The sequence below is a fragment of the Actinoplanes sp. NPDC026623 genome, from assembly GCF_040638275.1.
In the GTDB taxonomy this organism is placed as follows: domain Bacteria; phylum Actinomycetota; class Actinomycetes; order Mycobacteriales; family Micromonosporaceae; genus Actinoplanes.
In genome coordinates this window covers 1-26296 of the sequence record NZ_JBEZXZ010000072.1, presented here as the reverse complement: position 1 = coordinate 26296, position 26296 = coordinate 1, and the positions used below count along the sequence as shown (strand labels likewise).

The window sequence follows — 26296 nt, the reverse complement described above, 5'->3', positions numbered from 1 at the left end:
GAGTTAAAAGATGCCTCGCAGCCTGAAGAAGGGCCCGTTCGTCGACGACCACCTCATCAAGAAGGTGGAAGTCCAGAACGAGAAGAACTCGAAGAACGTCATCAAGACCTGGTCGCGGCGCTCGACGATCATTCCCGACATGCTCGGGCACACGATCGCCGTGCACGATGGGCGCAAGCACGTCCCGGTGTTCATCACCGAGTCCATGGTCGGGCACAAGCTCGGCGAGTTCGCTCTGACCCGCACGTTCAAGGGTCACGAGAAGGACGACCGCAAGAGCCGTCGTCGCTAAGCAGTCCACGGATTAAGGAACAAGAGGGGTTACAGCGATGCCAGTCAAGGGCGACGCTCCGGCGCTTCCGGGCGCACGGGCGGTTGCGCGCCACGTGCGCATCTCGCCGAACAAGGCGCGCCGTGTGATCAACCTCGTCCGCGGTCTGCCCGCGAAGGAGGCTCTCACGGTTCTGCAGTTCGCACCGCAGGCCGCGAGCGAGCAGGTTTACAAGGTGCTCGCGAGCGCGATTGCGAACGCGGAGAACAACGAGCGGCTCGACCCGGATGCTCTCCTCGTGAGGGAAGCGTTCGTCGACGAGGGTCCGACGCTCAAGCGGTTCCGGCCGCGTGCGCAGGGCCGGGCGTACCGGATCCGCAAGCGCACCTGCCACATCACGGTGGCGGTGGAGGCGGTCCAGGCGACCACTCCGGCCCGCAAGGCCGCCGCGAAGAAGGCCGCGCCTGCGAAGAAGGCGGCGCCCGCCGCCGAATCCCAGCAGAGCACGGAGGGTGCCGAGTAATGGGTCAGAAAGTTCACCCCCATGGGTTCCGTCTCGGCATCTCCACCGACTGGAGAAGCCGCTGGTTCGCGGACAAGCTCTACAAGGACTACATCGGCGAGGATGTAAAGATCCGCCGGATGATGTCCAAGGGCCTCGAGCGCGCCGGCATCTCCAAGGTCGACATCGAGCGCACCCGTGACCGGGTCCGCGTCGACATCCACACCGCCCGGCCGGGCATCGTCATCGGCCGTAAGGGTGCGGAGGCCGACCGGATCCGCGGCGAGCTCGAGAAGCTCACCGGCAAGCAGGTGCAGCTCAACATCCTCGAGGTGAAGAGCCCGGAGTCGGACGCTCAGCTCGTGGCGCAGGGCGTCGCCGAGCAGCTGTCGAGCCGGGTCAGCTTCCGCCGGGCGATGCGCAAGGCGATGCAGTCCGCGATGAAGAACCCGATCTGCAAGGGCATTCGCGTGCAGGTCTCCGGTCGCCTCGGCGGCGCGGAGATGAGCCGCACGGAGTTCTACCGTGAGGGTCGCGTTCCGCTGCACACGCTGCGCGCCAACATCGAGTACGGCTTCTTCGAGGCCCGTACGACCTTCGGCCGCATCGGCGTGAAGGTCTGGATCTACAAGGGCGACGCCGTGCCGGGTCGCGAGGTCGCCCCCGAGGCACCCGCGCGTCCGCGCCGTGACCGTGCCGACCGCCCCGAGCGTCCGCGCCGTGGCCGTTCCGGTTCGTCCGGCACGACCGCGGGTGGCACCGAGGCCGGCCGCGCCGCCCAGGCCGCGGCATCGACCCCCGCTCCGGCGGAGGCCGCGCCCACGACCGACACCGCCGTTGCTCCGGCTGCGGCCGAAACGCAGCAGGAGGGCTGACACATGCTGATGCCGCGTAAGCCCCCGAAGGGCTTCCGCAAGCCGCACCATCCGGACCGCCACGGCGCGTCCAAGGGCGGCAACCGGGTGGTCTTCGGTGAGTTCGGTATCCAGGCCCTGGAGCCGGCGTACGTGACCAACCGGCAGATCGAGTCGGCCCGTATCGCCATGACGCGTCACATCAAGCGTGGCGGTAAGGTCTGGATCTCGATTTTCCCGGACCAGGCACTGACCAAGAAGCCCGCCGAGACCCGCATGGGTTCCGGTAAGGGCTCGCCGGAGTGGTGGGTGGCGAACGTCAAGCCGGGACGCATTCTCTTCGAGATGTCGTTCCCGAACGAGACGATCGCGCGCGAAGCAATGCGTCGCGCGATCCACAAGCTTCCGATGAAGTGCCGCATCGTGGCGCGCGAAGTGGGTGAAAGCTGATGGCAGCGGGCGTTAAGGCCTCCGAGCTGCGGGAACTCCCTGAAGAGGAGCTCGTCTCGCGGCTTCGGGAGTCCAAGGCGGAGCTGTTCAATCTCCGCGTTCAGGGTGCGACCGGTCAGCTCGACAATCACCGTCGTCTGCAGGTCGTCCGCAAGGACATCGCGAAGATCTACACGATCATGCGTGAGCGTGAGCTGGGGCTCTCGGCCGCGCCGACTGAGGTGACAACAGCATGAGCGAGAACGCAGCTGCTGCGCCGCGGAGCCAGCGCAAGGTGCGCGAGGGCCTCGTGGTCAGCGACAAGATGGACAAGACCGTCATCGTCGAGGTCGAGGACCGCGTCAAGCACGCTCTGTACGGCAAGGTTCTGCGCCGCACCCGCAAGCTGCAGGTGCACGACGAGCAGAACGCGTGCGGCGTGGGCGACCGGGTCTCGCTGATGGAGACCCGTCCGCTCTCCGCTACCAAGCGGTGGCGTGTCGTGGAGATCCTCGAAAAGGCCAAGTGAGTTTGCTGGGCCGGCCGGGTTACCCCGGCCGGCCCGGCGGCCCGTCCAACCGCCCCGCCACCGCCCCTGAGCGGACTGAAGGCGGAGCAAGGTTCCGCCAAGCTTCGGCGAATCGCCGGAGAACTGGCAGACATAGGAGACAGACGTGATCCAGCAGGAGTCGCGACTGCGCGTCGCCGACAACACGGGTGCCCGGGAGATCCTGTGCATCCGCGTTCTGGGCGGCTCAGGTCGCCGTTACGCGAGCATCGGTGACGTCATCGTGGCCACCGTCAAGGACGCCATTCCGGGTGCCGGTGTGAAGAAGGGTGACGTCGTCAAGGCGGTCATCGTTCGCACCGCCAAGGAGCGCCGCCGTCCCGACGGCTCGTACATCCGCTTCGACGAGAACGCCGCCGTCATCATCAAGGACGGTGGCGACCCCCGCGGTACGCGCATCTTCGGCCCGGTCGGCCGCGAGCTGCGCGACAAGCGGTTCATGAAGATCATCAGCCTGGCGCCGGAGGTGCTCTGACCGTGAAGATCAAGAAGGGCGACACGGTCGTCGTCATCGCCGGCAAGGACAAGGGCGCCAAGGGTAAGGTCATCGCTGCCTTCCCGCGGCAGGACAAGATCCTGGTCGAGGGCGTCAACCGCATCAAGAAGCACGAACGCATCCGCACCACTCAGCGTGGTTCCAAGACCGGCGGCATCGTCACGCAGGAAGCTCCGGTTCACATCTCGAACGTGCAGATCGTGGACTCCGAGGGCAACCCGACCCGTATCGGGTACCGCATCGACGACGACGGCCAGAAGGTCCGTATCGCGCGTAGCACCGGTAAGGACCTGTGATGACTGCCGCTACTGAGACCAAGACGCTGCCCCGGCTGAAGCAGAAGTACCGTGGCGAGGTCATCGCCGCGCTTCAGGAGCAGTACAAGTACGGCAACCCCATGCAGATCCCGGGCCTGGTCAAGGTCGTCGTGAACATGGGTGTCGGCGAGGCTGCCCGTGACGCCAAGCTGATCGACGGCGCCGTGCGGGACCTGACCACCATCACCGGTCAGAAGCCGCTGGTGCGGCGTGCGACCAAGTCGATCGCGCAGTTCAAGCTGCGCGAGGGCATGCCGATCGGCGCGAAGGTCACCCTTCGCAACGACCGGATGTGGGAGTTCCTGGACCGGCTGCTGTCGATCGCGCTGCCGCGTATCCGCGACTTCCGCGGCCTGGACGGGCGCAAGCTCGACGGCCACGGCAACTACACGTTCGGTCTGACCGAGCAGTCGGTGTTCCACGAGATCGACCAGGACCGGATCGATCGGACCCGGGGCATGGACATCACGGTGGTCACTTCCGCCACGACCGACGAGGAAGGCCGGCAGCTGCTCAAGCTCCTGGGCTTCCCGTTCAAGGAGAACTGAGCATGGCTAAGAAGGCGCTGATCATCAAGGCGGCCGCGAAGCCGAAGTTCGCCGTGCGTGCGTACACCCGCTGCCAGAAATGCGGACGTCCGCACTCGGTCTACCGCAAGTTCGGTCTGTGCCGGGTGTGTGTCCGGGACATGGCCCACCGCGGTGAGCTGCCCGGCGTGTCGAAGGCTTCCTGGTAACCAAGCAATACCGCTTCGCCGTAGGCCCGGAGAGCCTGGGAACCCCGGCGAGAAAGGTTGACGAATACCCATGACGATGACGGACCCGATCGCAGACATGCTCACGCGTCTGCGTAACGCCAACCAGGCGTACCACGACAAGGTGACCATGCCCTTCTCGAAGATCAAGGCGAACATCGCCGAGGTCCTCAAGGCGGAGGGCTACATCGCCTCCTGGTCGGCCGAGGACCCGGCTGAAGGCGAAGTCGGCAAGCGCCTGGTCGTAGAGCTCAAGTACGGCCAGAACCGCGAGCGCAGCCTCGCCGGCATCAAGCGCGTGTCCAAGCCCGGTCTCCGGGTGTACGCCAAGTCCGACGAGCTCCCGCGGGTGCTCGGTGGCCTGGGTGTCGCGATCGTTTCGACGTCCCAGGGGCTGCTGACCGACCGGCAGGCCCGCAAGCGGAGCGTTGGCGGGGAAATCCTCGCCTTCGTTTGGTAACGGAGACTCTGACATGTCGCGAATCGGACGTAAGTCGATCCCGGTCCCGGCCGGCGTCGACGTCACCATCACGGGCCAGACCGTCAAGGTCAAGGGCCCCAAGGGCGAGCTCCAGCACACCGTGGCCGAGCCGATCAAGGTCGAGAAGGCCGAGAACGGTGAGCTGTCGGTCAACCGCCCCAATGACGAGCGCCGCGCCAAGGAGCTGCACGGTCTCTCTCGTACCCTGGTCGCCAACATGATCGTCGGCGTCACCGAGGGCTACAAGAAGACCCTGGAGATCAACGGCACCGGTTACCGCGTGACCGCCAAGGGCAAGGACCTCGAGTTCGCCCTGGGCTTCTCGCACCCGGTCAACGTGCCCGCGCCGGCCGGCATCACCTTCTCGGTGGAGCGGCCCACGCAGTTCACGGTCGCCGGGATCGACAAGCAGCTCGTCGGCGAGGTCGCCGCGAACATCCGGAAGATCCGCCCGCCGGAGCCGTACAAGGGCAAGGGCGTCAAGTACCAGGGCGAGGTCATCCGCCGCAAGGCTGGAAAGGCAGGTAAGAAGTGACCGCCACGCTGCTCAAGCGCCGCAATGGCGGCGGTGTCGCGTACAAGCGCGCAGTCGGAAAGGCGCGTCGGCACTTCCGGGTCCGCAAGAACGTCCGCGGTACCGCCGAGCGTCCCCGTCTGGTCGTCACCCGGTCCTCGCGGAACATCACCGCGCAGATCGTCGACGACCTCAAGGGCCACACGCTCGCGTCGGCATCCACCCTCGACGCGTCCCTGCGGGGCGGCGAGGGTGACAAGAGCTCGAAGGCCGCCAAGGTCGGGGCTCTACTCGCCGAGCGGGCCAAGACCGCGGGCGTTTCCAAGGTCGTCTTCGACCGCGGTGGCAACCGGTACGCGGGGCGAATCGCCGCGCTGGCCGATGCCGCCCGCGAAGCCGGACTCGAGTTCTAGGAGGAGAAGACCAATGCCTGGTCAGCAGCGCCGAGGCGGCGGGTCCGGCGGTAACAACGAAGGTGGCCGCCGCGACAACCGCCGTGAGGGCGGTCGCGGTAACGCGCCCGTCGAGAAGACCCCGCATCTCGAGCGGGTCGTAGCGATCAACCGGGTCGCCAAGGTCGTCAAGGGTGGTCGTCGCTTCAGCTTCACCGCCCTGGTGATCGTGGGCGACGGTGACGGCACCGTCGGCATCGGCTACGGAAAGGCCAAGGAGGTGCCCGCGGCGATCGCCAAGGGCGTCGAGGAGGCCAAGAAGCACTTCTTCAAGGTGCCGCGCATCGCCGCGACGATCCCCCACCCGATCACGGGTGAGGCCGCCGCCGGCGTCGTGCTCCTCAAGCCTGCGTCCGCCGGTACCGGCGTCATCGCCGGTGGCCCGGTGCGCGCTGTGCTGGAGTGCGCCGGCATCCACGACGTGCTCAGCAAGAGCCTCGGCTCGTCGAACCCGATCAACATCGTGCACGCGACCGTGGCCGCTCTGAAGGGTCTCGAGTCCCCGGAGGCAGTCGCGGCTCGCCGTGGCCTGCCGGTCGAGGACGTCGCGCCCGCCGCAATGCTGGCGGCGCGTGCGGAAGCGGCGGTGCGGTGATGGCACGGCTTAAGGTCACCCAGCTCCGGTCCGGCATCGGCCGTAAGCAGAACCAGCGGGACTCCCTGCGGTCGCTCGGGCTGAAGCGGATCAACGATGTGGTGGTCAAGGAGGACCGTCCCGAAATTCGGGGCATGATCTTCGCGGTGAACCACCTCGTCAGTGTCGAGGAGGTCGAGTAATGGCGATCAAGGTTCACCACCTGCGTCCGGCGCCCGGCGCCAAGACCGCGAAGACCCGTGTGGGTCGCGGTGAGGGCTCCAAGGGCAAGACTGCCGGCCGCGGCACCAAGGGCACCAAGGCGCGTTACCAGGTTCCGGCCCGGTTCGAGGGTGGGCAGATGCCCATCCACATGCGCCTGCCCAAGATGAAGGGCTTCAAGAACAAGAACAAGGTCGTCTTCCAGGTCGTGAACCTGGACCGGCTCGCCGAACTGTTCCCCAACGGTGGCGAGATCGGCCCGCTGGAGCTCGCCGACGCCGGCGCGGTCCGTAGCGGCCACCCGGTCAAGGTTCTGGGCTCGGGCGAGCTGGGTGGCGTGACGCTGCAGGTTTCGGCGCACGCGTTCAGCGAGTCGGCCAAGGAGAAGATCGCAGCCGCTGGTGGTTCCGCCACCGAGCTGTGAGGCTTTCCGGGGGTGCTGGCCCGGGCATCGCGAGATGCTCGGTCAGCATCCCCGTTGTGGCGTCTGAACTGGCGTTTTGCCAGTTCGGACGCCGCCGTTTCAGCGGTCGCCGGATCGCCCTTCGCCCCAGGGCGCAAAGGATGCGGAGACCGTGTCTCACAACAGGCACGTCAGACTGTTAAAGTCCGTTCCCAGCTAGGGATATCGGTCGTCCGGACCGATGCCTCCCCCCATCCGCCGATTCACAGGCGGTCACCTCGCGCAGGAGGAAGAAGTTGCTCTCCGCCTTTTCCAGTGCGTTCCGGACGCCTGACCTGCGCAAGAAGTTGCTGTTCACAGTAGCGATCATCGCGGTCTACCGGCTCGGCGCCACTTTGCCCAGCCCAGGCGTGTCCTACACCAGCGTCCAGAACTGTCTCGACGTAGTGAACAGCACCAACGCCGGCGGCGGGGTGCTGAACCTCCTTAACCTCTTCTCCGGCGGCGCGCTGCTCCATCTGTCGGTCTTCGCGCTCGGCATCATGCCGTACATCACGGCCTCGATCATCCTGCAGCTGCTCACCGTGGTGATTCCCCGCCTCGAGCAGCTCCGCAAGGAGGGCCAGTCCGGCCAGGCGAAGATCACGCAGTACACCCGGTACCTGACCCTGGGCCTCGCGGTCCTGCAGTCCTCGGCGTTCGTGGCGCTGGCCCGTTCCGGCCAGCTCTTCGCCAACGCCTGCCCGCAGGATCAGGCGAAGTACCAGATCGTGCCCGAGAACACGGGCATTCCGCTGTGGCTGACCCTGCTCATGCTGGTGGTCACCATGACGGCGGGTACGGGTGTGGTCATGTGGCTCGGTGAGCTCATCACCGACCGCGGCGTCGGCAACGGCATGTCCGTCCTCATCTTCACCTCGATCTCCGCCCGCCTTCCCGGCGAGGGCTGGACGATCAAGACGTCCAGCGGCACTGGCAAGTTCCTGCTGGTCATCGCACTCGTGCTGGTAGTCATCTGCGCGGTGGTCTTCATCGAGCAGGCCCAGCGCCGCATCCCGGTGCAGTACGCGAAGCGCATGATCGGCCGGCGCATGTACGGCGGAACCTCGACGTACATCCCGCTCAAGGTCAACCAGGCCGGCGTCGTGCCGGTGATCTTCGCGTCCTCGCTGCTCTACCTGCCGCAGCTGTACCTGCAGTTCTTCGACCCGAACAACCTCGCCGGCTACCAGGTGTGGATCAAGACGTACCTGGCGGATCCGAGCAACTGGATCTACATCACCACGTACTTCCTGCTGATCATCTTCTTCACGTACTTCTACGTCTCGATCACGTTCAACCCGACCGAGGTCGCGGAGAACATGAAGAAGTACGGCGGATTCGTCCCGGGCATCCGTCCCGGCAAGCCGACCGCCGACTACCTGGACTTCATCCTCAGCCGGATCACCCTGCCGGGCGCGCTCTACCTCGGTTTGATCTCCGTTCTGCCTAACTTCTTCTTCATCTGGCTGAACAATGCCCAGTACCAGAACTTCCCGTTCGGTGGTACGGCGGTGCTGATCATGGTGGGTGTCGGCCTGGAGACGGTGAAGCAGATCGAGAGCCAGCTGATGCAGCGCAACTACGAAGGGTTCCTCCGGTAGTGGGGGCGCGGAGCCGGGGGGCTCTTGCGTCTGTGGTTTGCGAGGCTCGTTCTCACCGAAGCGAGGCGATGTAGGTGCGGCTGGTACTGGTGGGCCCTCCGGGGGCCGGCAAGGGGACCCAGGCTGAGTTCATCGCTGCCCATCTCGCCGTACCGAAGATCTCGACCGGTGACATCTTCCGCGCCAACGTGTCGCAGGGGACGCCGCTCGGCGTCGAGGCGAAGCGATACATGGACGCGGGAAACCTCGTCCCGGACGAGGTCACCATCAACATGGTCCGCGACCGGCTTGCCGAGCCCGACGCCGGCGACGGCTTCCTGCTGGACGGTTTCCCGAGAACCGTCCCGCAGGCGTCGGCGCTCGACAAGCTCCTCGCGGACCTGGGCACCGCGCTCGACCTGGTGATGGAGCTCGTGGTCGACGACGACGAAGTGATCCGGCGGCTCTCGGGCCGCCGGACCTGTCGCGGCTGCGGCAAGATCTGGCACGTCGAGTTCGACCCGACCAGCAAGGAGAACATCTGCGACAGGTGTGGCTCCGAGCTGTTCCAGCGCGACGACGACAAGGCGGAGACGATCGCCAACCGCCTCGTCGAGTACGCGGACAAGACGGCGCCGCTCGTCGACTTCTACGGGGCGCAGGGCAAGCTGGTGGGCATCGACGCGACCGGGCCGGTCGAGGACGTCACGGTGCGCGCCATCGACGCCCTGCGGTCCTACGGGGGCTGACATGCGCCGCCAGCAGCTGGATATTCAGCTGAAGACCCCCGAGCAGATCGAGCTCATGCGCGGCGCCGGCCTGGTGGTCGCCGCCGCACTCGACGCGATGCGTGACGCGGTCGCGCCGGGCGTCTCCACGGGCGACCTCGACGCGATCGCGGAGAAGGTCATCCGGGACGCCGGCGCGGTCCCGTCGTTCAAGGGCTACCACGGCTTCCCCGCCTCGATCTGTGCCTCGGTCAACGAGCAGGTCGTGCACGGCATTCCGTCGGCCGAGCAGGTCCTGGTGGAGGGCGACCTGCTGTCGCTCGACTGCGGCGCGATCCTGAACGGCTGGCACGGCGACTCGGCGATCACCGTCGGGGTCGGCGAGACCGACCCGGCGCTGCTGAGGCTGGCCGAGGTGGCGGAGGACGCCATGTGGGCCGGCATCGCCGCCGCGGCCCGCGGCGCGGCCAACGGCCGGGGCCGGCTCACCGACATCTCGTTCAACATCGAGAAGGCCGTCCGCAAGGCGGGCCGCTACGGCATCGTCGACGGCTACGGCGGCCACGGCATCGGCACCGAGATGCACCAGGACCCGCACGTGCTCAACCACGGCAAGCCCGGCAAGGGCCCGCGCCTGGTGCCCGGCCTGTGCCTGGCGATCGAGCCGATGATCACCGTGGGCTCGCCGCGCACCGCCGAGCTCGACGACGGCTGGACGGTCGTCACCCGCGACGGCTCCCGGGCGGCGCACGTGGAGCACACCATGGCCCTGCTCGACGACGGCGTGTGGGTGACCACCGCGCCGGACGGCGGCCGCGCGCGCCTGGGCGACCTGGTGACCTCCCGCCAGCCGGCCGTCGGCTCGCTCCCGGAGTAGCGGGCGCATGGGCCACGACGAGATGCGCGCCGGCGACAGCGAGCGCCAGGCGGTCGCCGATCAGCTGAAGGCGGCGCTCGACGAGGGCCGGCTGGATCTGCACGAATACGACGAGCGGCTGCAACGGGCGTACGCGGCCAAGACGTACGCCGATCTCGACGGCCTCGTCACGGATCTGCCCGGCACGATTCCCGCTCAGCGCTCCCGGGTGGAGCCCGTTCAGGCTCCCTCTGCGGCGCCGGGGGCGCGAGAGCCCCGCAAGGCCGGAGTCCGGCCGTATGTGTCCTCCTACGGCGCCCTGGTATTGGTCTGCGTCGTCATCTGGGGCATGTCCTGCCTCAGCTCGGGCGAGCTCGTCTACTTCTGGCCCGGCTGGATGCTCATCCCGCTGCTGCTCGGGTTGCTCGGTCGGTTCAACGGCCGGAATCGATAGCGCGCTTCCTCGACCGCGCCTGGCATGCTGGAGGCATGGGGCGCGACGAGATGCGAGCGGCCGACGCCGACCGGCAGGCCGTCGCCGATCAGCTGAGGGCCGCCCTCGACGAGGGCCGGCTGGACCTGCACGAATACGACGAGCGGCTGCAGCAGACCTATGCGGCCAAGACCTACGGTGACCTGCGGCCGCTGCTCGACGACCTGCCGTCGGCCGCGGTTCCCGGGGCCGTCGCGGTTCCGGCCGCCGGGCCGGTCGTGCCCGGCACGAACGCCGAGCTGACCCGGCGCTGGATGCTCATGGTGTGGAGCGGCTGGGTGTCGACCGTGGGGATCACGTCGATGATCTGGCTCATCTCGTGCGTCGCCTCGGCCGAGTTGATCTACTTCTGGCCGGTCTGGGTGGCCGGGCCGTGGGGCGCCGTGCTCGTCTTCGTCACGGTGGCGGGGCTCGTCAACGGCGAGCCGCGCAAGCAGGCCGAGAAGCAGGCCCGCAAGGAGCAGGCGAAGCAGCTGAAGCGGGAGCGCAGAGCCATCGAGGCCGAGACCGCTTCCCCGGGCGAAGTACCCCTGTCCGAGGCGAAGAGGGACAAAAAGACGGGGTAAATTTGCCGTCTCGTCCGGTTCTGTGCCTCGTCGACACACCCGACCCCGGGTTACGGGGACCTCGGTTTGGTGTCGATGCTCGGGCGCGCGTACACTGGCTAGCTGGCGCGCAGCGTCCACTCTTCCATGTCCACCAGCGCTTCGGTGGCGGGAGAGCCGCGGCTGGTCCCGGGTCGATCCCTCGGCCCGGAATGAGCGTTGCGAGCCTGCCCCAGAACCCGATGTCAGGTAGCGGAGGACATGCCAAAGAAAGACGGAGCCATCGAGATCGAAGGCCGAGTGATCGAGCCCCTGCCGAACGCCATGTTCCGTGTGGAGCTTGCGAATGGTCACAAGGTGCTGGCTCATATCAGCGGCAAGATGCGGCAGCACTACATCCGCATCCTCCCCGAGGACCGAGTCGTCGTCGAGCTTTCGCCGTACGACCTCACCCGTGGGCGAATTGTCTACCGTTACAAGTAAGGGTCGCGGGGGCTTAACCAGTCCCGTCTGACGAGAGTTAAGGCACAACCGTGAAGGTCAAGCCGAGCGTCAAGCGGATCTGCAACAAGTGCCGGGTTATCCGTCGGCACGGCCGGGTCATGGTCATCTGTGACGACCCGCGCCACAAGCAGCGCCAGGGCTGATTCTCAGCTCACGCTGCAACAGATCCGTTCCTAGAACAAGCTCGTCCCAGCCGCGGAGTCGACACGTCGATGAGTCGCGGTTTCACCCCCGGTCGGAGGCCGGGGCCCGCCCGGGCAGGCGGGGTGGGTCGGGCACAGACCTCCGTGAGACACCTGAGGAGTACGCCCACTTATGGCTCGACTCGTCGGCGTCGATCTTCCCCGCGAGAAGCGGATGGAGATCGCGCTCACTTACATCTTCGGGGTCGGTCGGACCCGCGCCGTTGAGGCGCTCACCTCGACCGGCATTGACCTGAACAAGCGCGCCAAGGACCTCACGGACGAGGAGCTGGTCCAGCTCCGCGACTACATCGAGGCCAATTTCAAGGTTGAGGGCGACCTGCGCCGCGAGGTCGCCGCCGACATCCGCCGCAAGGTTGAGATCGGCTGCTACGCCGGCATCCGCCACCGCCGGGGTCTCCCCGTCCGCGGACAGCGGACGCGGACCAACGCTCGTACCCGCAAGGGTCCGAAGCGCACGGTCGCTGGCAAGAAGAAGCCCGGTCGGAAGTAATAGGAGCGCACTGACTTATGCCACCGAAGGCACGCGCTGGGGCCCCAGTCAAGAAGGTCCGGCGCAAGGAACGCAAGAACGTCGCCCACGGGCAGGCGCACATCAAGAGCACGTTCAACAACACCATCGTGTCGATCACCGACCCGACCGGTGCTGTGATCTCCTGGGCCTCTTCCGGCCAGGTGGGCTTCAAGGGCTCCCGCAAGTCGACTCCGTTCGCCGCGCAGCTGGCCGCCGAGGCTGCCGCACGCCGGGCCATGGAGCACGGCATGCGCAAGGTCGACGTGTTCGTCAAGGGCCCCGGTTCCGGCCGGGAGACCGCCATCCGTTCGCTGCAGGCCGCAGGCCTCGAGGTCGGCCAGATCTCCGACGTCACGCCCCAGCCGCACAACGGTTGCCGTCCGCCTAAGCGTCGCCGGGTCTAAGGGAGAGATCGAAGCATGGCTCGTTACACAGGGGCGGACTGCAAGCGCTGCCGCCGCGAGAAGATGAAGCTGTTCCTCAAGGGCAGCAAGTGCGATGGCCCGAAGTGCCCGTTCGAGTCCCGGCCGTTCCCGCCCGGGCAGCACGGTCGCGGCCGGACCAAGGAGACCGAGTACCTCCTCCAGCACCGCGAGAAGCAGAAGGCCCGCCGCACCTACGGCGTGCTCGAGAAGCAGTTCCGCGGTTACTACGAGGAGGCTGTCACCAAGCCCGGCAAGACCGGTGAGGTGCTGCTGCAGATCCTCGAGTCGCGTCTCGACAACGTGGTCTACCGGGCCGGCTACGCCGCGTCCCGCGACATGGCCCGTCAGCTGGTCAAGCACGGCCACATGCTGGTCAACGGCGTCAAGGTCGACATCCCGTCCTACCGGGTGAAGGACCACGACATCGTCCAGGTCCGGGAGAAGTCCCGCGAGATGACGCCGTTCGTCGTCGCGCAGGCGCAGTCGGGTTCCCGCGGCGTTCCGGCGTGGCTGGAGCCGATCCCGAGCGAGATGAAGATCCTGATCCACTCGCTTCCGGCCCGGCAGGTCATCGACACGCAGGTCCAGGAGCAGTTGATCGTGGAGCTCTACTCCAAGTAGCGCTCAGGTTCCGGCGTCCCCCCGCGCGGGAGGACGCCGGAACCGCACCACCACAGGACGGGCGTCATATAGCGGACGCCCCGAACGAAAGAAGAATCGCGTGCTCATCAGCCAGCGCCCGAGCCTCTCGGAAGAGTCGCTCAGCGAGACCCGCTCCCGGTTCACCATCGAGCCCCTGGAGCCGGGCTTCGGCTACACCCTCGGCAACTCGCTGCGCCGGACCCTGCTGTCGTCCATCCCGGGCGCGGCGGTCACCAGCATCAAGATCGACGGCGTGCTGCACGAGTTCACCACCATCCCCGGTGTCAAGGAGGACGTGGTCGAGCTCGTCATGAACGTCAAGGAGCTGACCGTTAGCTCCGAGCACGACGAGCCCGTCAGCATGTACCTGCGCAAGCAGGGCCCGGGCGACGTCACCGCCGGTGACATCCAGCCCCCGGCCGGCGTCTCCGTGCACAACCCCGACCTGAAGCTGGCCACGCTCAACAGCAAGGGCCGGCTCGACATGGAGCTCACCGTCGAGCGGGGTCGTGGCTACGTCACGGCCGCGCAGAACAAGAACGCCGGTGCCGAGATCGGCCGCATCCCGGTCGACTCGATCTACTCGCCGGTCATGAAGGTGACCTACCGCGTCGAGGCGACCCGTGTCGAGCAGCGCACCGACTTCGACCGCTTGATCATCGACGTCGAGTCGAAGGCGTCGATCTCGCCCCGCACCGCGCTGGCGTCGGCCGGCTCGACCCTCGTCGAGCTGTTCGGCCTCTGCCGCGAGCTGGACGAGACCGCCGAGGGCATCGACATCGGGCCGTCCCCGCAGGACGCTCAGCTGGCCGCCGACCTGGCCCTGCCGATCGAGGAACTGGACCTCACCGTCCGGTCTTACAACTGCCTCAAGCGCGAGGGCATCAACACCGTCGGTGAGCTGATCGGGCGGACGGAGGCCGACCTTCTGGATATAAGGAATTTCGGTCAGAAGTCGATCGACGAGGTCAAGATGAAGCTCGCCGGAATGGGCCTGGGCCTGAAGGACAGTGCACCGTCCTTCGACCCGGCGCACGTGGTCGACTCGTTCGGCGACGTGGACTACGACACCGACGACTACCGCGAGACCGAGCAGCTGTAGGCGGCTCCGCCGCACTGCAAGGTAAATTCCTCGAAGGAGCAACAAATGCCCACGCCCACCAAGGGTCCCCGCCTCGGCGGCAGCCCGGCGCACGAGAAGCTGCTGCTGGCCAACCTGGCCACGGAGCTCTTCCGGCACGGGAAGATCAAGACCACCGAGACCAAGGCCAAGCGCCTGCGCCCCCTGGCGGAGCAGCTGATCACCAAGGCCAAGCGCGGTGACCTGCACTCCCGCCGCCGGGTGCTGACCGTGGTCAAGGACAAGGACGTCGTGTACGCCCTGTTCGAGCAGATCGCGCCGCGGTACGGCAACCGGCCGGGTGGCTACACCCGGATCACCAAGACCGGCCCGCGCAAGGGTGACGCCGCTCCGATGGCCGTCATCGAGCTGGTCGAGGAGCTGCAGGTCGCGGCCACCACGGCGCCGGCCAAGAAGGCTGCCCGCAAGGCCGCCGCGCAGCAGGACAAGGTCGAGGCGCTCGCCCGCGAGGACGAGACCCCCGCCAACTCGACCGAGTCCGACGTCGCCGGTGACAAGGGCGACCAGGCCGAGGGCGACGACACCGACGCCAAGGCCTGATCCTTCGCAAGGTTGTGAGGCCCGGCACCCCTGGTGGGGGTGCCGGGTCTTCCTTTTGTACGGCTACCTTGTCCACGAACTTTGCGGGTGAAAGGTCGACATGGACGAAACGACGCGACTGCGCCTGGACGTCTCCTACGACGGCCGGGAGTTCTCGGGCTGGGCCGTGCAGCCGAGCCGGCGCACCGTCGCCGGGGTGCTCGTCGAGGCGCTCGAGCGGCTCGTCGGCCCGGACGTCCCGCTGGGCCTGACCGTGGCCGGGCGCACCGACGCCGGGGTGCACGCGACCGGACAGGTCTGCCACATCGAGCTGCCGGCGGCCGCCTGGTCGACCCTGGAGGGTTCGCTGCTGCGGCGGCTGGCCGCGCTCATGCCGCCGGATGCCCGGGTGCGTGCCGTGACGCCCGTGCCGTCCACCTTCGACGCCCGGTTCTCCGCCACCTTCCGGCGCTACGAGTACCGGGTCGCCGACACCGTTTCCGGGCCCGAGCCGCTGCGCCGCTACGACACCCTCTGGTGGGTGCGGCCGCTGGACCTCGACCGGCTGCGGGAGGCCGCGGCCGGGCTCGTCGGGCTGCACGACTTCGCCGCGTTCTGCAAGCGCAAGGAGCACGCCACCACCGTGCGGGCCATCACCCGGCTCGACTGGCGGCGCGAGGACGACGGGGTCGCGGTCGCCACCGTGCAGGCCGACGCGTTCTGCCAGGCCATGGTGCGCAGCCTGGTCGGGGCCATGCTGACCGTGGGCGACGGGCGGCGGGACGCGTCCTGGCCGGCGCGGCTGCTGACGCTGCGGGAACGGTCGAGCGAGGTCACCGTGGCGCCCGCGCACGGGCTGACGCTGATCGCGGTCGGCTATCCGGACGAGTCGGACTACGCGGACCGGGCCGAGGCCACCCGGCGTCTGCGCGCCTGAGCGGGGTGCCTCAGGGCTGCCCGGCCCGGTTTCCGATGATCGTCTCGTCCAGGTACCGCCCGATCAGGTCGGCGGTGATCCGTTCCGCGTACGGGTCGTCGTCGGCGACGAGCCGGCCGTCCGGGCGGGCGATCACGCAGTAGAGCAGGAAGTGGCCGCGGGGGTGCCAGCCGACCTGGGCCATCGGCTCCGCGAGCGGATCGCTCGCGAGCCCGCCCATGGCGGCGAAGCTGCCCCGGCCGTTCTCGACCAGCGGGCCGGTCTCGTCCGCGACCAGCGCCGCCCCGGACTCCTCGGCGAGGTTGAAGACGCCCGCGGTGACCTGATAGCCGCCGAACGGCGCGGTGAGGCCGGCCCGGACCACCTGGCTGCAGCCGTGCTCGCGGAGCAGGGCGCCCAGCTCGCCGATGGTGGCGACGGGGCAGTCGGTGTCGATGTGGGTCATCGTGACCCGGTAGGGCGCCGCGCCCGACACCAGCCGGATCTCCTGCTGCGGGAACACCTCGCCCTGGCTCAGCGGCCTGGCGTCCAGCTCGCGCGAGCCGATCGCCGCCGCCGAGACCGCCGGCGGGGCCGCGGAGTCGTCGAACCCGTGCCGCTCGTCGGCGATGATGAAGAACGCGCTCAGCCCGACGATCGACACGATGATCGCGGCGCCCAGCCCGCTCATCAGCGTCTGCAGCGCCCGCTGCGCCTCCTGCGGCCGGCCCGTGGCGCGCCGCCAGGGCCCGCGCCGCGACCGCTGCGTCGGGGCGGCGTGCGCCCTGGCGGCGGGCCTCGCGGCGCGGGCCTGGCGGTGTTGCGGCGGGGCCTGTCGGGTCAGGCCCTGCCGGGCGAGCGCCTGCCGGGCGAGGGCCGGTCCGGCCAGCGCCTGGCGCGTCAGCACCGCGAGGCCGCCCTCCGGCTTCGCGCGGTGTGCGGAGCGGGTGTGCGGTTCGCCAGGCATGCAGGTCACGGTAGGAGCGCACCGTGATCGATGAACGCACAGACTGTGCGGCACCCCCGGTGGCCTCGCGTCGTTGCGTCCCGGCGGTGGGGGAGGATGGGCGTTGTGACCGCCGATCATTACTTCAGCGCCGAACCCGCCGCGCCCGGGAAACGGAGCCGCATCGAGTTCACCGCCGCCGGGCGCGCCTATGACCTCGTGGTCGCGGCCGGGGTGTTCTCCGCCGGGCGTCTCGACCCCGGCACCGCCGTGCTGCTGCGCAAGGCCGGCCTGCCGACGGCCGCCGCCGGCGGCACCTTCCTCGACCTCGGATGCGGCTACGGCCCGATCGCGTGCGTGCTCGCGACCGAGGCGCCGGCGGCGACCGTGTGGGCGATCGACGTCAACGCCCGGGCCCGCGACCTCACGGTGGAGAACGCCGCCGCGCTCGGCCTCGCCGGCCGGGTGCACGTCGCGGCGCCCGACGACGTCCCCGGGGACGTGGCGTTCGACGAGATCTGGAGCAACCCGCCGACCCACGTGGGCAAGGCCGAGCTGCGCGCCCTGCTGGAGCGCTGGCTGCCCCGGCTGAAGCCCGGCGGCGTCGGCTGGCTCGTGATCAACCGGAACCTCGGCGGTGATTCGCTGCACACCTGGCTGACCTCGCTCGGCTGGGACGTGACGCGTACGGCGAGCCAGCGCGGGTTCCGGGTGCTGCGGGTGACCCGGAAAACCGACTGACCTGCCGCTCGTTGTCGGGGAGGATGCTCGCGTGGGTTACGTAGATGTCTCAGGCGTCGGATTCGTGCTGCCGGATGGCCGCGAGCTCTTCTCCGACGTGTCGTTCCGGGTCGGCGAGGGCGCGAAGGTGGCGCTGGTCGGGCCGAACGGCGCCGGCAAGACCACGCTGCTGCGGATGGTCGCCGGGGACACGCCCACGCCCGTCGGCACCATCGCGCGCACCGGCGGGCTCGGGGTGATGCGGCAGTTCATCGGCATGATCGGCGATGACCGCACCCTCGAGGACCTGGCCCTGTCGCTGGCCGCGCCGCCGCTGCGGGCGGCCGGCGCGGTGCTCGCCGCCGCGCAGGCCGCGCTCGACGCCCATCCCGACGCGGAAAAGGCCCAGATCGCGTACGCGAATGCGATCGCCGGCTGGGGCGAGGCCGGTGGCTACGACGCGGAGGTGCTCTTCGACGTCGTCGCCGTCGGCATTCTCGGCAAGCCGTGGGACGAGGTCCGCCACCGTCCGGTGCGGACACTCTCCGGCGGTCAGCAGAAGCGTTTCGCCCTCGACCTGCTGCTGCGCGGCGGCGACGAGGTGCTGCTGCTCGACGAGCCGGACAACTTTCTCGACGTGCCCGGCAAGCGCTGGCTGGAGGCCCGGCTGCGGGACTCGCCGAAGTCGGTGCTCTACGTTTCGCACGATCGGGAGCTGCTGGCGCAGACCGCGGGCCGGGTCGTCGCCGTCGAGGGCGGCGGCGCGTGGACGCATCCGGGCGGTTTCGCCTCCTGGCACGAGGCGCGCGCAGGCCGTCACGAGCGCCTGCTCGAGCTGCGCCGGCGCTGGGAAGAGGAGCACGAGAAGCTGCGCGAGCTTGTCTTCACCCTGAAGAACAAGGCCGCATACAACGACGGGCTGGCGTCGCGTTATCAGGCGGCGCAGACCCGCCTGCGCAAGTTCGAGGAGGCCGGCCCGCCGCCGGTGCCGCCCAAGGAGCAGTCGCTGCGGATGAACCTGCGCGGCGGGCGTACGGGCAAACGGGCGGTGGTGTGCACCGGCCTCGAGCTGGAGAACCTGACGTTCCCGTTCGACCTGGAGATCTGGTATGGGGACCGGGTCGCGGTGCTCGGCGCCAACGGCACCGGCAAGAGCCACTTCCTGCGGCTGCTCGCGGCCGGCGGCACCTCGCCCGATGTGGACAACAAGCCGGTCGACGGCGCGCCGCTGGCCCACGTGGCGCACAACGGCGTGGCCCGGCTCGGCGCGCGGGTGCGGCCCGGCCACTTCTCGCAGACGCACGACCGCCCGGAGCTGCTGAAACGCACCCTGGTGGAGATCCTCTGGCGCGGCGACGACCACCGCAGCGGCATGGACCGGGCGGGCGCGATGAAGGCGCTCAACCGCTACGAACTCGCGGCGCAGGGCGACCAGGTCTTCGGCACCCTCTCGGGCGGCCAGCAGGCCCGGTTCCTGGTGCTGCTGCTCGAGCTCTCCGGCGCGACCGTGCTGCTGCTGGACGAGCCGACGGACAACCTGGACCTGGCCTCGGCGGAGGCGCTCGAGGAGGGCCTGCAGGCGTTCGAGGGCACGGTGATCGCGGTGACCCATGACCGCTGGTTCACCCGGGGTTTCGACAGGTTCGTGCTCTTCCAGGGCGACGGCGAGGTCGTGGAGACCCCGGAACCGGTCTGGGACGTCCGCTGACCGCGGTGACGCCCGTCACCATGTTGATCATGGGTGGATGAGGCGGGCGGTTTCGGGGCCGAAAGGCCAGCCTGTGCGCTCTCCGGGGTGGTACGGCCACCCACTGTGGAGTGACGAGGGGGGTTTACGGGCGGCGGGGTGCGGGGTTACGGTCTCCGCGGAACCAACCCCACGGGAGTCCGGTGCACCGGGCTGAGAGGGGGGCTGTCGCGGCCCCCGACCGTCGAACCTGATCCGGGTCATGCCGGCGCAGGGAGGAGCGTGTTGTGGGCCCCGCTTTCCCGCATCTTCATGTGATCACGGACGCCCGTCACGGGCGGGAGCCGCTGGCCGTCGTCGCCGCCGCGGTCGCCGCGGCGCGCAGCCTAGGTGCGAGCGGGCGGCTGGCGATCCAGGTCCGCGTCGAGGACGACGTCAGCGACCGGGACGCCTACGACCTGGCCGACGCCGTGCTGGAGCTGTGCCGGCCGGACGGCGTGTTGTGCCTGGTCAACGACCGCCTGCACGTCGCGCTGGCGGTCGGGGCGGACGGCGGGCACGTCGGCGCCGCCGACCTTCCGGTCGCGGCGGCCCGCCGGATCCTCGGTCCCGCCGGCGTGCTCGGTGCCACCTGCCGTGACGCGGCCGCCGCCCGCGCGGCCCGGCGGGCCGGCGCGTCGTACCTGGGCGTGGGGCCGGCCTTCGCGACCACGACCAAGACCGGGCTGCCGGATCCGCTGGGCCCGGCCGTCATCGGCGCGGTCGCCGCCGCCGTCCCGGACACCCCGATCGTCGCCATCGGCGGGGTCACGGCCGCGAACGCGGGCGAGTTGATCGCCGCGGGAGCCGCCGCGGTGGCCGTCGTCGGCGCGGTCGCGAACGCCGCGGATCCCGGGCGGGCCACCGGGGAACTGCTCGAGGCGCTCGGATGAGCGCGACCGAGGTGGTGGTCGTCGGTGGCGGCATCATCGGGCTCTCGATCGCCTGGCGGTGCGCGCAGCGCGGCCTGGCCGTGACCGTCCACGACGACGGCGGCGACGACGACGACGGGGCATGGTACGCCGCCGCGGGGATGCTGGCGCCGGCCGGAGAGGCCGGCTTCGGGCAGGAGGCGCTCACCGAACTCCTGGTCGAGTCCGCGGGGCGATGGCCCGGATTCGCCGCCGAGCTGGGCCGGGGCTCCGGGATCGACGTCGGCTACGACCGTACGGGCACGTTGACCGTCGCGCTCGGCGCGGACGACCTCGCCGAGGCTCAGCGGCTCTGGGCGTACCGGCGGAATCTGGGGTTGGGGGTCAGCCCGCTCGGGCCCAGCGCGCTGCGCGACCTGGAGCCGGCGCTCTCGCCGCGGCTGCGGGGCGGCGCGCACGCGCCCGACGATCGTCAGGTCGATCCGCGCCGGGTGGTCGCCGCGCTGCGCGCGGTCCTGGGGCGAGCCGTGGTCCGGCGCCGGGTGGACGTCCTGCCGGCCGGCGTGCCGGTGGTGGTCGCGGCCGGATTCGGGACCGCCGCGCTGACCGGGCTGCCGGTGCGGCCGGTGAAGGGGCTCGTGCTGCGGCTGCGGGGCGAGCCCGGCCTGCTGCGGCACGTGGTCAGCGGGTGGGCCGACGGGCGGCACGTCTACCTGGTGCCGCGCGCGGACGGCGAGGTCATCGTCGGCGCCACCCAGGAGGAGCGCCGCGACAGCACGGTCACCGCCGGGCAGGTGCTCGAGCTGCTGCGGGCCGCCACCGACCTGGTGCCCGAGCTGGGCGAGTGCGAGCTGACCGAGACCGTGGTGCGGCACCGGCCGGCGACCCCCGACAACGCGCCGCTGCTCGGCGTGCACGCGGGCGGCCCGATCGTCGCCGCCGGGCATCACCGCAACGGGGTGCTGCTCGCGCCCGTCACCGCCGACCTGATCGCCGAGCTGGTGGCGACCGGGAAGGCCGATCCGATGCTGGACGCGTTCGCGCCGGGGAGGTTCGCATGAGGATCATCGTCAACGGGGCCGAGCGCGACGTCGAGGTCGCCGACGTCGCGGCGCTGGTCGCGCAGCTGACCGAGGCGCGACGGGGTGTCGCGGTCGCGGTCAACGGCGAGGTCGTGCCGCGCTCCGCGTGGCCCGGCGCGCCGCTGCGCGACGGCGACCGCGTCGAGGTGCTCACCGCGGCGCAGGGGGGCTGACGTGTTCGGCGAATCCCGCCTGATCATGGGTACCGGCGGCGTGGAGAGCCTGGCCGCGCTCGAGGCCGCCGTCGTCGCCTCGGGCACCGAGATGGTGACCGTCGCGCTGCGCCGGGTCGACGCCGCCGGGCCCGGGCTGCTGCCGATGCTCGACCGGCTCGGCATGCGGATCCTGCCCAACACCGCCGGCTGCTACACCGCCGCCGACGCGGTGAAGGCCGCGCACCTGGCCCGGGAGGCCTTCGAGACCGACCTGGTGAAGCTCGAGGTCATCGGCGACGAGCGCACCCTGCTGCCGGACGGGGTCGAGCTGCTGCGGGCGGCGGAAACGCTGGTGGCGGACGGGTTTCAGGTGCTGCCCTACACCAGCGACGACCCGATCCTGGCCCGGCGGCTCGCCGACGTCGGGTGCGCGGCGGTGATGCCGGCGGGCGCACCGATCGGTTCCGGGCTGGGCATCTCCAACCCGCACCACATCCGGCTCATCCGGGACAGCGTCGACGTGCCGGTGATCCTGGACGCGGGCATCGGTACCGCCTCGGACGCCGCGCTGGCGATGGAGCTGGGCTGCGACGCGGTGCTGGTCGCGAGCGCCGTCACCCGGGCCGAGGATCCGGCGCGGATGGCCGCCGCGATGCGGCACGCGGTCGAGGCCGGGCGGCTGGCGTTCGGCGCCGGGCGGATTCCGCGGCGCTATCACGCGCTCGCGTCCACTTCGGACGAGGGGCGCCCGGCGTGGTGATCCCGTCCGGCGTCGTCGTGCTCACCGATCGCCGGCTCCCGGCGCGGCCGCTCGTCGAGGTGGTCGCGGCCGCGGTCCGCGGCGGCGCGGCGTGGGTCGTGCTCCGCGAGAGGGATCTCGGGTACGCCGAGAGATACGCGCTCGCGGCGGAACTGCGGGCCGTGGTGCCGCCGGGGCGGCTCGTGGTGGCCGGGCCGGATCCGCTGGGCGGCGACGCCGTGCACCTGTCGCGGACCGATCCCGTGCCGCCGGACGCCGGGATCGTCGGTCGTTCCTGCCACGGCGCGCCGCGACTGTCCACCGAGGACTACGTGACACTTTCGCCCGTCTACCCCACGGCCACCAAGCCCGGATACGGCCCGGCCCTGGGCCCGGCGCGGGCCGCGGAGCTCGCCGGCGACGTGCCGTGGCTGGCGCTCGGCGGGATCGACTCGCCCGCCCGGGTCGCCGAGTGCCGCTCGGCGGGGGCGGCCGGGGTGGCGGTGCTCGGTGCCGTGATGCGGGCGGCCGATCCGGAGTCGGTCACCCGGGAACTCGCCGCGGCGACGGAGGTTCGAGCATGACGCCGACCGTGGTGCTGACCATCGCCGGCTCGGATTCCGGTGCGGGCGCGGGAATCCAGGCCGACCTGAAGACCTTCGCGGCGCTCGGCGTCTACGGCGTCTCGGTGCTCACCGCGGTCACCGCGCAGCACACGCTCGGTGTCACCGCGATCCACCCCGTGCCCGCCGACGTGGTCGCCGCGCAGCTCGACGCGGTGCTCGAGGACTTCACCGTCGCGGCCGTGAAGGTCGGCATGATCGGGGACCCGGCCGTCGCCGCCCTGCTCGCCGGCCGCGCCGCCGAGCTGCCGGGACTCGTGGTGGACCCGGTGCTCGTGGCCACCAGCGGCAGCCGGCTCGCCGGGGTTGCGGCCGTCGAGCCGCTGGTCGCGTACGCCCGGGTCCTGACGCCGAACCGGCACGAGGCCGGCGCGCTGCTCGGCCGGGAGGTGGGCACGGCCGAGGAGATGGCCGAGGCGGCCGCGGAGCTTGCGGCCCGCGGGCCGGATGCCGTGGTGGTGACCGGCAGCGAACTGGCGGTCGACGTGCTGCACCACGACGGGCGCACGGTCGTGCTGTTCGGCGAGCCCGTGCCGACCGCCAACAATCACGGCTCGGGCTGCACGTTCTCGTCCGCGATCGCGGCCCGGCTGGCCCTCGGCGACGACGTCGTCGCCGCGGTGCACTTCGCCAAGAAGTACGTCGCCCGGGCGCTCACCGGCGGCCGCGACTGGAAGCTCGGCCGGGGGCCGGGTCCGCTGCACCACTTCGTCTGAGGGGTCGATCCGGCGCTCGCGCGATCCCGTGCGGTCGACCGACACCCTGTTTGTCACGATTGGGGAGGAAACATGAGGCGCAAGGTGTACGTCGAGGGATCCCGGCCGGACCTGCGGGTGCCGTTCGCGGAGGTCGAACTTGCCGGCGACAACCCGCCGGTGCGGCTGTACGACACGTCCGGGCCGGGCAGCGATCCCGCCGTCGGGCTGCCGCCGCTGCGCGGAGCCTGGATCGCCGAGCGCGGCGACGTCGCGCCGGTCGCCGGCGCCGGCACGCCGCTGGCGGGGGAACGGCCCACCCAGCTCGCGTACGCGCGGGCCGGGATCGTCACCGCCGAGATGGAGTTCGTCGCGATCCGCGAGGGCGTCGAGCCCGAGGTGGTCCGCGAGGAGATCGCGGCCGGCCGGGCCGTGCTGCCGGCCAACATCAACCACCCGGAGATCGAGCCGATGATCATCGGCGCCCGGTTCCTGGTGAAGGTCAACGCCAACATCGGCACGTCCGCGGTCACCTCCTCGATCGCCGAGGAGGTCGACAAGCTCACCTGGGCGACCAAGTGGGGCGCCGACACCGTGATGGACCTGTCGACCGGCAAGCGGATCCACGAGACGCGGGAGTCGATCGTCCGCAACTCGGCCGTGCCGATCGGGACGGTGCCGATCTACCAGGCCCTCGAAAAGGTCGACGGCGACCCGGTCAAGCTGACCTGGGAGATCTTCCGGGAGACCGTGATCGAGCAGGCCGAGCAGGGCGTCGACTACATGACCGTGCACGCCGGGGTGCTGCTGCCGTACGTGCCGCTGGCGGTGGACCGGGTGACCGGGATCGTGTCGCGCGGCGGCTCGATCATGGCGGCCTGGTGCCTCGCGCACCACACCGAGAACTTCCTCTACACGAACTTCGCCGAGCTCTGCGAGATCCTGGCCCGCTACGACGTCACCTTCTCGCTCGGCGACGGCCTGCGGCCGGGTTCGATCGCGGACGCCAACGACGAGGCGCAGTTCGCGGAGCTGCGGACCCTGGGGGAGCTCACCCACATCGCCTGGGAACACGGCGTGCAGGTCATGATCGAGGGGCCGGGCCACGTGCCCATGCACAAGATCAAGGAGAATGTTGATCTGCAGCAGGAGCTGTGCTCCGGCGCGCCGTTCTACACGCTCGGTCCGCTGACGACGGACATCGCGCCCGCGTACGACCACATCACGTCGGCGATCGGCGCCGCGATGATCGGCATGTTCGGCACCGCGATGCTCTGCTACGTCACGCCCAAGGAGCACCTCGGGCTGCCGGACCGGGACGACGTCAAGGCGGGGGTGATCGCGTACAAGATCGCCGCGCACGCCGCCGACCTGGCCAAGGGCCACCCGGGCGCGCAGGACTGGGACAACGCGCTCTCCAAGGCCCGGTTCGAGTTCCGCTGGGAGGACCAGTTCAACCTGGCGCTCGACCCGGACACCGCGCGGGCCTACCACGACGCCACGCTGCCGGCGGCGCCCGCCAAGACCGCGCACTTCTGCTCGATGTGCGGGCCCAAGTTCTGCTCGATGAAGATCAGTCAGGAGCTCAAGGAGTACGCGGCACAGGGCATGAAGGCCAAGAGCGACGAGTTCGTGAACGCGGGAGGTCGCGTGTACCTCCCGGTCACGTCGACGACTCAGAGCTTGTAGAAGTTCACATAGTGGTCGGGGGTGAACCAGGTCTCCCTTGTGGACCGGTTCACCACGATCCGGTACGCGTCCCGCGCCGCGCCACGGGCCCGGGGATAGACGTCGTACTCGCTGTAGGTGGCGTTGAGCGGCAACTGCCGCTCGCGGTTCTGGAACGTGCCGCCGGTGTAGTTGTACTGCCCGTACGGCCAGCTGTACCAGCCGCTGCTGGTCGGCCAGCCCAGCGAGCTCCAGCCGGTCCGCGCCGTGCGGGCGGCCGAGCAGCGCGACAGCGTGCAGGTCGAGTAGACCGCCGCCTCGGCGGCCGCGGTATGGGCCGGCGCGACCACGGCGGGGGCGATCAGGCCGGCGGTGGCGAGCGCGAAGGCGATCGCGATCGTCGACAGCAGGCGGCGGAGCAGGGACGGGTGGGGTGCGTCAGGGGTCATGGCGGACTCCGATGCGTCAGGGCCCGTTACGCCGGGCCGTAGCTACATCGTCAGTCCGCGGGCGGGCCCGCGGTACATCCCCGACACGTCATTCCATCGGTGTTCGACTATGCGTTGCCGGCTATTCGCCCAGGCCACTGACCCAGTCGACGTAGTCCTTGTCCTTGCGGTGCGGGGGCTTGCCGTCCGGCACCACGTCGGCGGGCTGCGCCACGACCGGCTTCTGCCGCGGGGCCGGGGTGACCGCCAGCGGCGCGCTGATCGGATCCGGCTGCGGCAGCGGCGCGCTGATCGCCGTCGGCTCCGGGGTCAGCGGCTCGGCGGTCCGGCCCCGGGCGAACGGGCGCAGACCGCGCCCGAGCCGGCCGCCCGTGGGGCGGGGCTGCCGGGGGTTCTCCAGCGCCTCGGGCGGCAGCGGGCGGGTCGCCGGCTCGGGCACGTACGGCTGCGGATCCGTGGCCGGCGACCACGGTGCCTCCGACGACCGGTGCTGGCCGGGCGCGTGCTGCTCGTCCGGGGTGAACGCGTCGAAGTCGCCGACCGCGCCGCCGCCGGTCTGCGGGCGGGCGCCGGTGAAGGCGTCGGCGACGTTCGACCGCCGTCCCCGGCGGCGCGGCTTCTCCTGCTTGCGGCCCGCCGGCGGTCCGCCGAGCCGGGCGGTGGGCGCCCCGCCGGG

Annotated in this window: 40 protein-coding genes, 1 pseudogene and 1 riboswitch; of the genes and pseudogenes, 38 read left to right on the top strand and 3 right to left on the bottom strand. The window is 70.1% G+C overall.

Annotated features, from left to right (window positions below; genetic code table 11):
• The first annotated feature begins 10 nt into the window (after positions 1-10).
• The 29 genes from rpsS to truA all read left to right on the top strand — a co-directional run bounded on the left by rpsS (position 11) and on the right by truA (position 15966).
• Positions 11-292, top strand: a complete 282-nt coding sequence (gene rpsS, locus AB0F10_RS21965) for a 30S ribosomal protein S19 (RefSeq protein ID WP_360627860.1) — start codon at positions 11-13, stop codon at positions 290-292.
• A gap of 37 nt (positions 293-329) precedes the next feature.
• Entirely contained in the window at positions 330-794 is a 465-nt protein-coding gene (rplV, locus tag AB0F10_RS21960) for a 50S ribosomal protein L22 (protein ID WP_360627857.1), read from the top strand.
• Positions 794-1648 carry a 30S ribosomal protein S3 gene (gene rpsC / locus AB0F10_RS21955; protein ID WP_360627854.1) on the top strand — a complete coding sequence of 285 codons (855 nt, stop codon included), beginning with the start codon at positions 794-796 and terminating at the stop codon, positions 1646-1648. The genes rplV and rpsC overlap by 1 nt, the downstream gene beginning before the upstream one ends.
• Before the next feature lie 3 nt (positions 1649-1651).
• Positions 1652-2077: a 50S ribosomal protein L16 gene (rplP, locus tag AB0F10_RS21950; RefSeq protein ID WP_125811502.1), complete on the top strand. Its 426-nt coding sequence runs from the start codon at positions 1652-1654 to the stop codon at positions 2075-2077.
• Positions 2077-2313, top strand: coding sequence for a 50S ribosomal protein L29 (rpmC, locus tag AB0F10_RS21945; RefSeq protein WP_023358182.1), 237 nt, complete (start codon positions 2077-2079; stop codon positions 2311-2313). Before rplP ends, rpmC begins: the two co-directional genes overlap by 1 nt.
• A complete protein-coding gene (gene rpsQ, locus AB0F10_RS21940) occupies positions 2310-2585 on the top strand; it encodes a 30S ribosomal protein S17 (protein WP_360227913.1) in 276 nt (91 codons plus the stop codon). Before rpmC ends, rpsQ begins: the two co-directional genes overlap by 4 nt.
• Before the next feature lie 145 nt (positions 2586-2730).
• Positions 2731-3099: a 50S ribosomal protein L14 gene (gene rplN / locus AB0F10_RS21935; RefSeq protein ID WP_023358185.1), complete on the top strand. Its 369-nt coding sequence runs from the start codon at positions 2731-2733 to the stop codon at positions 3097-3099.
• A complete protein-coding gene (gene rplX / locus AB0F10_RS21930; RefSeq protein ID WP_360627890.1) occupies positions 3096-3416 on the top strand; it encodes a 50S ribosomal protein L24 in 321 nt (106 codons plus the stop codon). Before rplN ends, rplX begins: the two co-directional genes overlap by 4 nt.
• Complete coding sequence (rplE, locus tag AB0F10_RS21925; protein ID WP_360627849.1) at positions 3416-3985, top strand: 50S ribosomal protein L5; 570 nt, start codon at positions 3416-3418, stop codon at positions 3983-3985. The genes rplX and rplE overlap by 1 nt, the downstream gene beginning before the upstream one ends.
• Positions 3986-3987: 2 nt before the next feature.
• Positions 3988-4173, top strand: a complete 186-nt coding sequence (locus AB0F10_RS21920; RefSeq protein WP_014440734.1) for a type Z 30S ribosomal protein S14 — start codon at positions 3988-3990, stop codon at positions 4171-4173.
• 70 nt (positions 4174-4243) lie between these two features.
• Positions 4244-4651 carry a 30S ribosomal protein S8 gene (gene rpsH / locus AB0F10_RS21915; protein WP_354724998.1) on the top strand — a complete coding sequence of 136 codons (408 nt, stop codon included), beginning with the start codon at positions 4244-4246 and terminating at the stop codon, positions 4649-4651.
• A gap of 13 nt (positions 4652-4664) precedes the next feature.
• The gene (rplF, locus tag AB0F10_RS21910; protein WP_360627846.1) at positions 4665-5207 is read left to right on the top strand and encodes a 50S ribosomal protein L6; all 543 of its coding nucleotides are present in this window, start codon (positions 4665-4667) and stop codon (positions 5205-5207) included.
• Between the two features lie 8 nt (positions 5208-5215).
• Positions 5216-5599, top strand: a complete 384-nt coding sequence (gene rplR, locus AB0F10_RS21905) for a 50S ribosomal protein L18 (protein ID WP_360627887.1) — start codon at positions 5216-5218, stop codon at positions 5597-5599.
• A 13-nt stretch (positions 5600-5612) separates the two neighbouring features.
• Entirely contained in the window at positions 5613-6233 is a 621-nt protein-coding gene (gene rpsE / locus AB0F10_RS21900; RefSeq protein WP_184997648.1) for a 30S ribosomal protein S5, read from the top strand.
• Positions 6233-6415, top strand: coding sequence for a 50S ribosomal protein L30 (gene rpmD, locus AB0F10_RS21895; RefSeq protein ID WP_023358201.1), 183 nt, complete (start codon positions 6233-6235; stop codon positions 6413-6415). Before rpsE ends, rpmD begins: the two co-directional genes overlap by 1 nt.
• Positions 6415-6858 carry a 50S ribosomal protein L15 gene (gene rplO / locus AB0F10_RS21890; RefSeq protein WP_360627843.1) on the top strand — a complete coding sequence of 148 codons (444 nt, stop codon included), beginning with the start codon at positions 6415-6417 and terminating at the stop codon, positions 6856-6858. The genes rpmD and rplO overlap by 1 nt, the downstream gene beginning before the upstream one ends.
• A 275-nt stretch (positions 6859-7133) precedes the next feature.
• Positions 7134-8480 (top strand): preprotein translocase subunit SecY, encoded by a 1347-nt coding sequence (secY, locus tag AB0F10_RS21885; protein WP_360627840.1) that lies wholly within the window; start codon positions 7134-7136, stop codon positions 8478-8480.
• A gap of 74 nt (positions 8481-8554) precedes the next feature.
• The gene (locus AB0F10_RS21880; RefSeq protein WP_184997642.1) at positions 8555-9208 is read left to right on the top strand and encodes an adenylate kinase; all 654 of its coding nucleotides are present in this window, start codon (positions 8555-8557) and stop codon (positions 9206-9208) included.
• 1 nt (position 9209) lies between these two features.
• Positions 9210-10064: a type I methionyl aminopeptidase gene (map, locus tag AB0F10_RS21875; protein WP_360627837.1), complete on the top strand. Its 855-nt coding sequence runs from the start codon at positions 9210-9212 to the stop codon at positions 10062-10064.
• A gap of 7 nt (positions 10065-10071) precedes the next feature.
• Positions 10072-10497, top strand: coding sequence for a DUF1707 domain-containing protein (locus AB0F10_RS21870; RefSeq protein WP_360627834.1), 426 nt, complete (start codon positions 10072-10074; stop codon positions 10495-10497).
• A gap of 35 nt (positions 10498-10532) precedes the next feature.
• Positions 10533-11102: a DUF1707 domain-containing protein gene (locus AB0F10_RS21865; RefSeq protein WP_360627831.1), complete on the top strand. Its 570-nt coding sequence runs from the start codon at positions 10533-10535 to the stop codon at positions 11100-11102.
• Between the two features lie 240 nt (positions 11103-11342).
• Entirely contained in the window at positions 11343-11564 is a 222-nt protein-coding gene (gene infA / locus AB0F10_RS21860) for a translation initiation factor IF-1 (RefSeq protein ID WP_007073013.1), read from the top strand.
• A 50-nt stretch (positions 11565-11614) separates the two neighbouring features.
• A complete protein-coding gene (gene rpmJ, locus AB0F10_RS21855) occupies positions 11615-11728 on the top strand; it encodes a 50S ribosomal protein L36 (RefSeq protein ID WP_023358216.1) in 114 nt (37 codons plus the stop codon).
• A gap of 172 nt (positions 11729-11900) precedes the next feature.
• The gene (gene rpsM, locus AB0F10_RS21850) at positions 11901-12281 is read left to right on the top strand and encodes a 30S ribosomal protein S13 (RefSeq protein WP_203776578.1); all 381 of its coding nucleotides are present in this window, start codon (positions 11901-11903) and stop codon (positions 12279-12281) included.
• A 17-nt stretch (positions 12282-12298) separates the two neighbouring features.
• Entirely contained in the window at positions 12299-12706 is a 408-nt protein-coding gene (gene rpsK, locus AB0F10_RS21845) for a 30S ribosomal protein S11 (protein WP_015619020.1), read from the top strand.
• 15 nt (positions 12707-12721) lie between these two features.
• Positions 12722-13348, top strand: coding sequence for a 30S ribosomal protein S4 (gene rpsD, locus AB0F10_RS21840; protein WP_360627828.1), 627 nt, complete (start codon positions 12722-12724; stop codon positions 13346-13348).
• Positions 13349-13448: 100 nt separating this feature from the next.
• A complete protein-coding gene (locus AB0F10_RS21835) occupies positions 13449-14471 on the top strand; it encodes a DNA-directed RNA polymerase subunit alpha (protein WP_130510652.1) in 1023 nt (340 codons plus the stop codon).
• A 45-nt stretch (positions 14472-14516) separates the two neighbouring features.
• On the top strand, positions 14517-15050 hold the full coding sequence (gene rplQ / locus AB0F10_RS21830; RefSeq protein ID WP_360627825.1) for a 50S ribosomal protein L17: 534 nt from the start codon (positions 14517-14519) through the stop codon (positions 15048-15050).
• Between the two features lie 100 nt (positions 15051-15150).
• Positions 15151-15966 carry a tRNA pseudouridine(38-40) synthase TruA gene (gene truA, locus AB0F10_RS21825; protein WP_360627822.1) on the top strand — a complete coding sequence of 272 codons (816 nt, stop codon included), beginning with the start codon at positions 15151-15153 and terminating at the stop codon, positions 15964-15966.
• A 10-nt stretch (positions 15967-15976) separates the two neighbouring features.
• Here truA and AB0F10_RS21820 read toward each other — a convergent pair whose 3' ends face one another.
• On the bottom strand, positions 15977-16912 hold the full coding sequence (locus AB0F10_RS21820; protein WP_360627819.1) for a hypothetical protein: 936 nt from the start codon (positions 16910-16912) through the stop codon (positions 15977-15979).
• Positions 16913-17017: 105 nt separating this feature from the next.
• Here AB0F10_RS21820 and AB0F10_RS21815 point away from each other — a divergent pair, with 105 nt between their 5' ends.
• From AB0F10_RS21815 to thiC, 9 genes are all read left to right on the top strand, one after another.
• The gene (locus AB0F10_RS21815) at positions 17018-17632 is read left to right on the top strand and encodes a methyltransferase (RefSeq protein ID WP_360627816.1); all 615 of its coding nucleotides are present in this window, start codon (positions 17018-17020) and stop codon (positions 17630-17632) included.
• 31 nt (positions 17633-17663) lie between these two features.
• Positions 17664-19319, top strand: coding sequence for an ATP-binding cassette domain-containing protein (locus tag AB0F10_RS21810; protein ID WP_360627813.1), 1656 nt, complete (start codon positions 17664-17666; stop codon positions 19317-19319).
• Positions 19320-19480: 161 nt separating this feature from the next.
• Positions 19481-19592: riboswitch (TPP riboswitch) on the top strand.
• A gap of 20 nt (positions 19593-19612) precedes the next feature.
• Positions 19613-20230: a thiamine phosphate synthase gene (thiE, locus tag AB0F10_RS21805; RefSeq protein WP_360627810.1), complete on the top strand. Its 618-nt coding sequence runs from the start codon at positions 19613-19615 to the stop codon at positions 20228-20230.
• Positions 20227-21270: a glycine oxidase ThiO gene (gene thiO / locus AB0F10_RS21800; protein ID WP_360627807.1), complete on the top strand. Its 1044-nt coding sequence runs from the start codon at positions 20227-20229 to the stop codon at positions 21268-21270. The genes thiE and thiO overlap by 4 nt, the downstream gene beginning before the upstream one ends.
• A complete protein-coding gene (thiS, locus tag AB0F10_RS21795) occupies positions 21267-21464 on the top strand; it encodes a sulfur carrier protein ThiS (RefSeq protein ID WP_360627804.1) in 198 nt (65 codons plus the stop codon). The genes thiO and thiS overlap by 4 nt, the downstream gene beginning before the upstream one ends.
• A gap of 1 nt (position 21465) precedes the next feature.
• A complete protein-coding gene (locus tag AB0F10_RS21790; RefSeq protein ID WP_360627801.1) occupies positions 21466-22206 on the top strand; it encodes a thiazole synthase in 741 nt (246 codons plus the stop codon).
• Positions 22200-22769, top strand: coding sequence for a thiamine phosphate synthase (locus AB0F10_RS21785; RefSeq protein ID WP_360627798.1), 570 nt, complete (start codon positions 22200-22202; stop codon positions 22767-22769). Before AB0F10_RS21790 ends, AB0F10_RS21785 begins: the two co-directional genes overlap by 7 nt.
• Positions 22766-23524: a bifunctional hydroxymethylpyrimidine kinase/phosphomethylpyrimidine kinase gene (gene thiD, locus AB0F10_RS21780; RefSeq protein ID WP_360627795.1), complete on the top strand. Its 759-nt coding sequence runs from the start codon at positions 22766-22768 to the stop codon at positions 23522-23524. The genes AB0F10_RS21785 and thiD overlap by 4 nt, the downstream gene beginning before the upstream one ends.
• Before the next feature lie 72 nt (positions 23525-23596).
• Entirely contained in the window at positions 23597-25192 is a 1596-nt protein-coding gene (gene thiC, locus AB0F10_RS21775; RefSeq protein WP_360627792.1) for a phosphomethylpyrimidine synthase ThiC, read from the top strand.
• On the opposite strand, the gene AB0F10_RS21770 is transcribed toward thiC, so the two are convergent.
• A complete protein-coding gene (locus AB0F10_RS21770) occupies positions 25180-25620 on the bottom strand; it encodes a ribonuclease domain-containing protein (RefSeq protein ID WP_360627789.1) in 441 nt (146 codons plus the stop codon). The genes thiC and AB0F10_RS21770 overlap by 13 nt on opposite strands.
• A 121-nt stretch (positions 25621-25741) precedes the next feature.
• Positions 25742-26296 (bottom strand): annotated as a pseudogene (locus tag AB0F10_RS21765) (hypothetical protein); the annotation flags it as partial.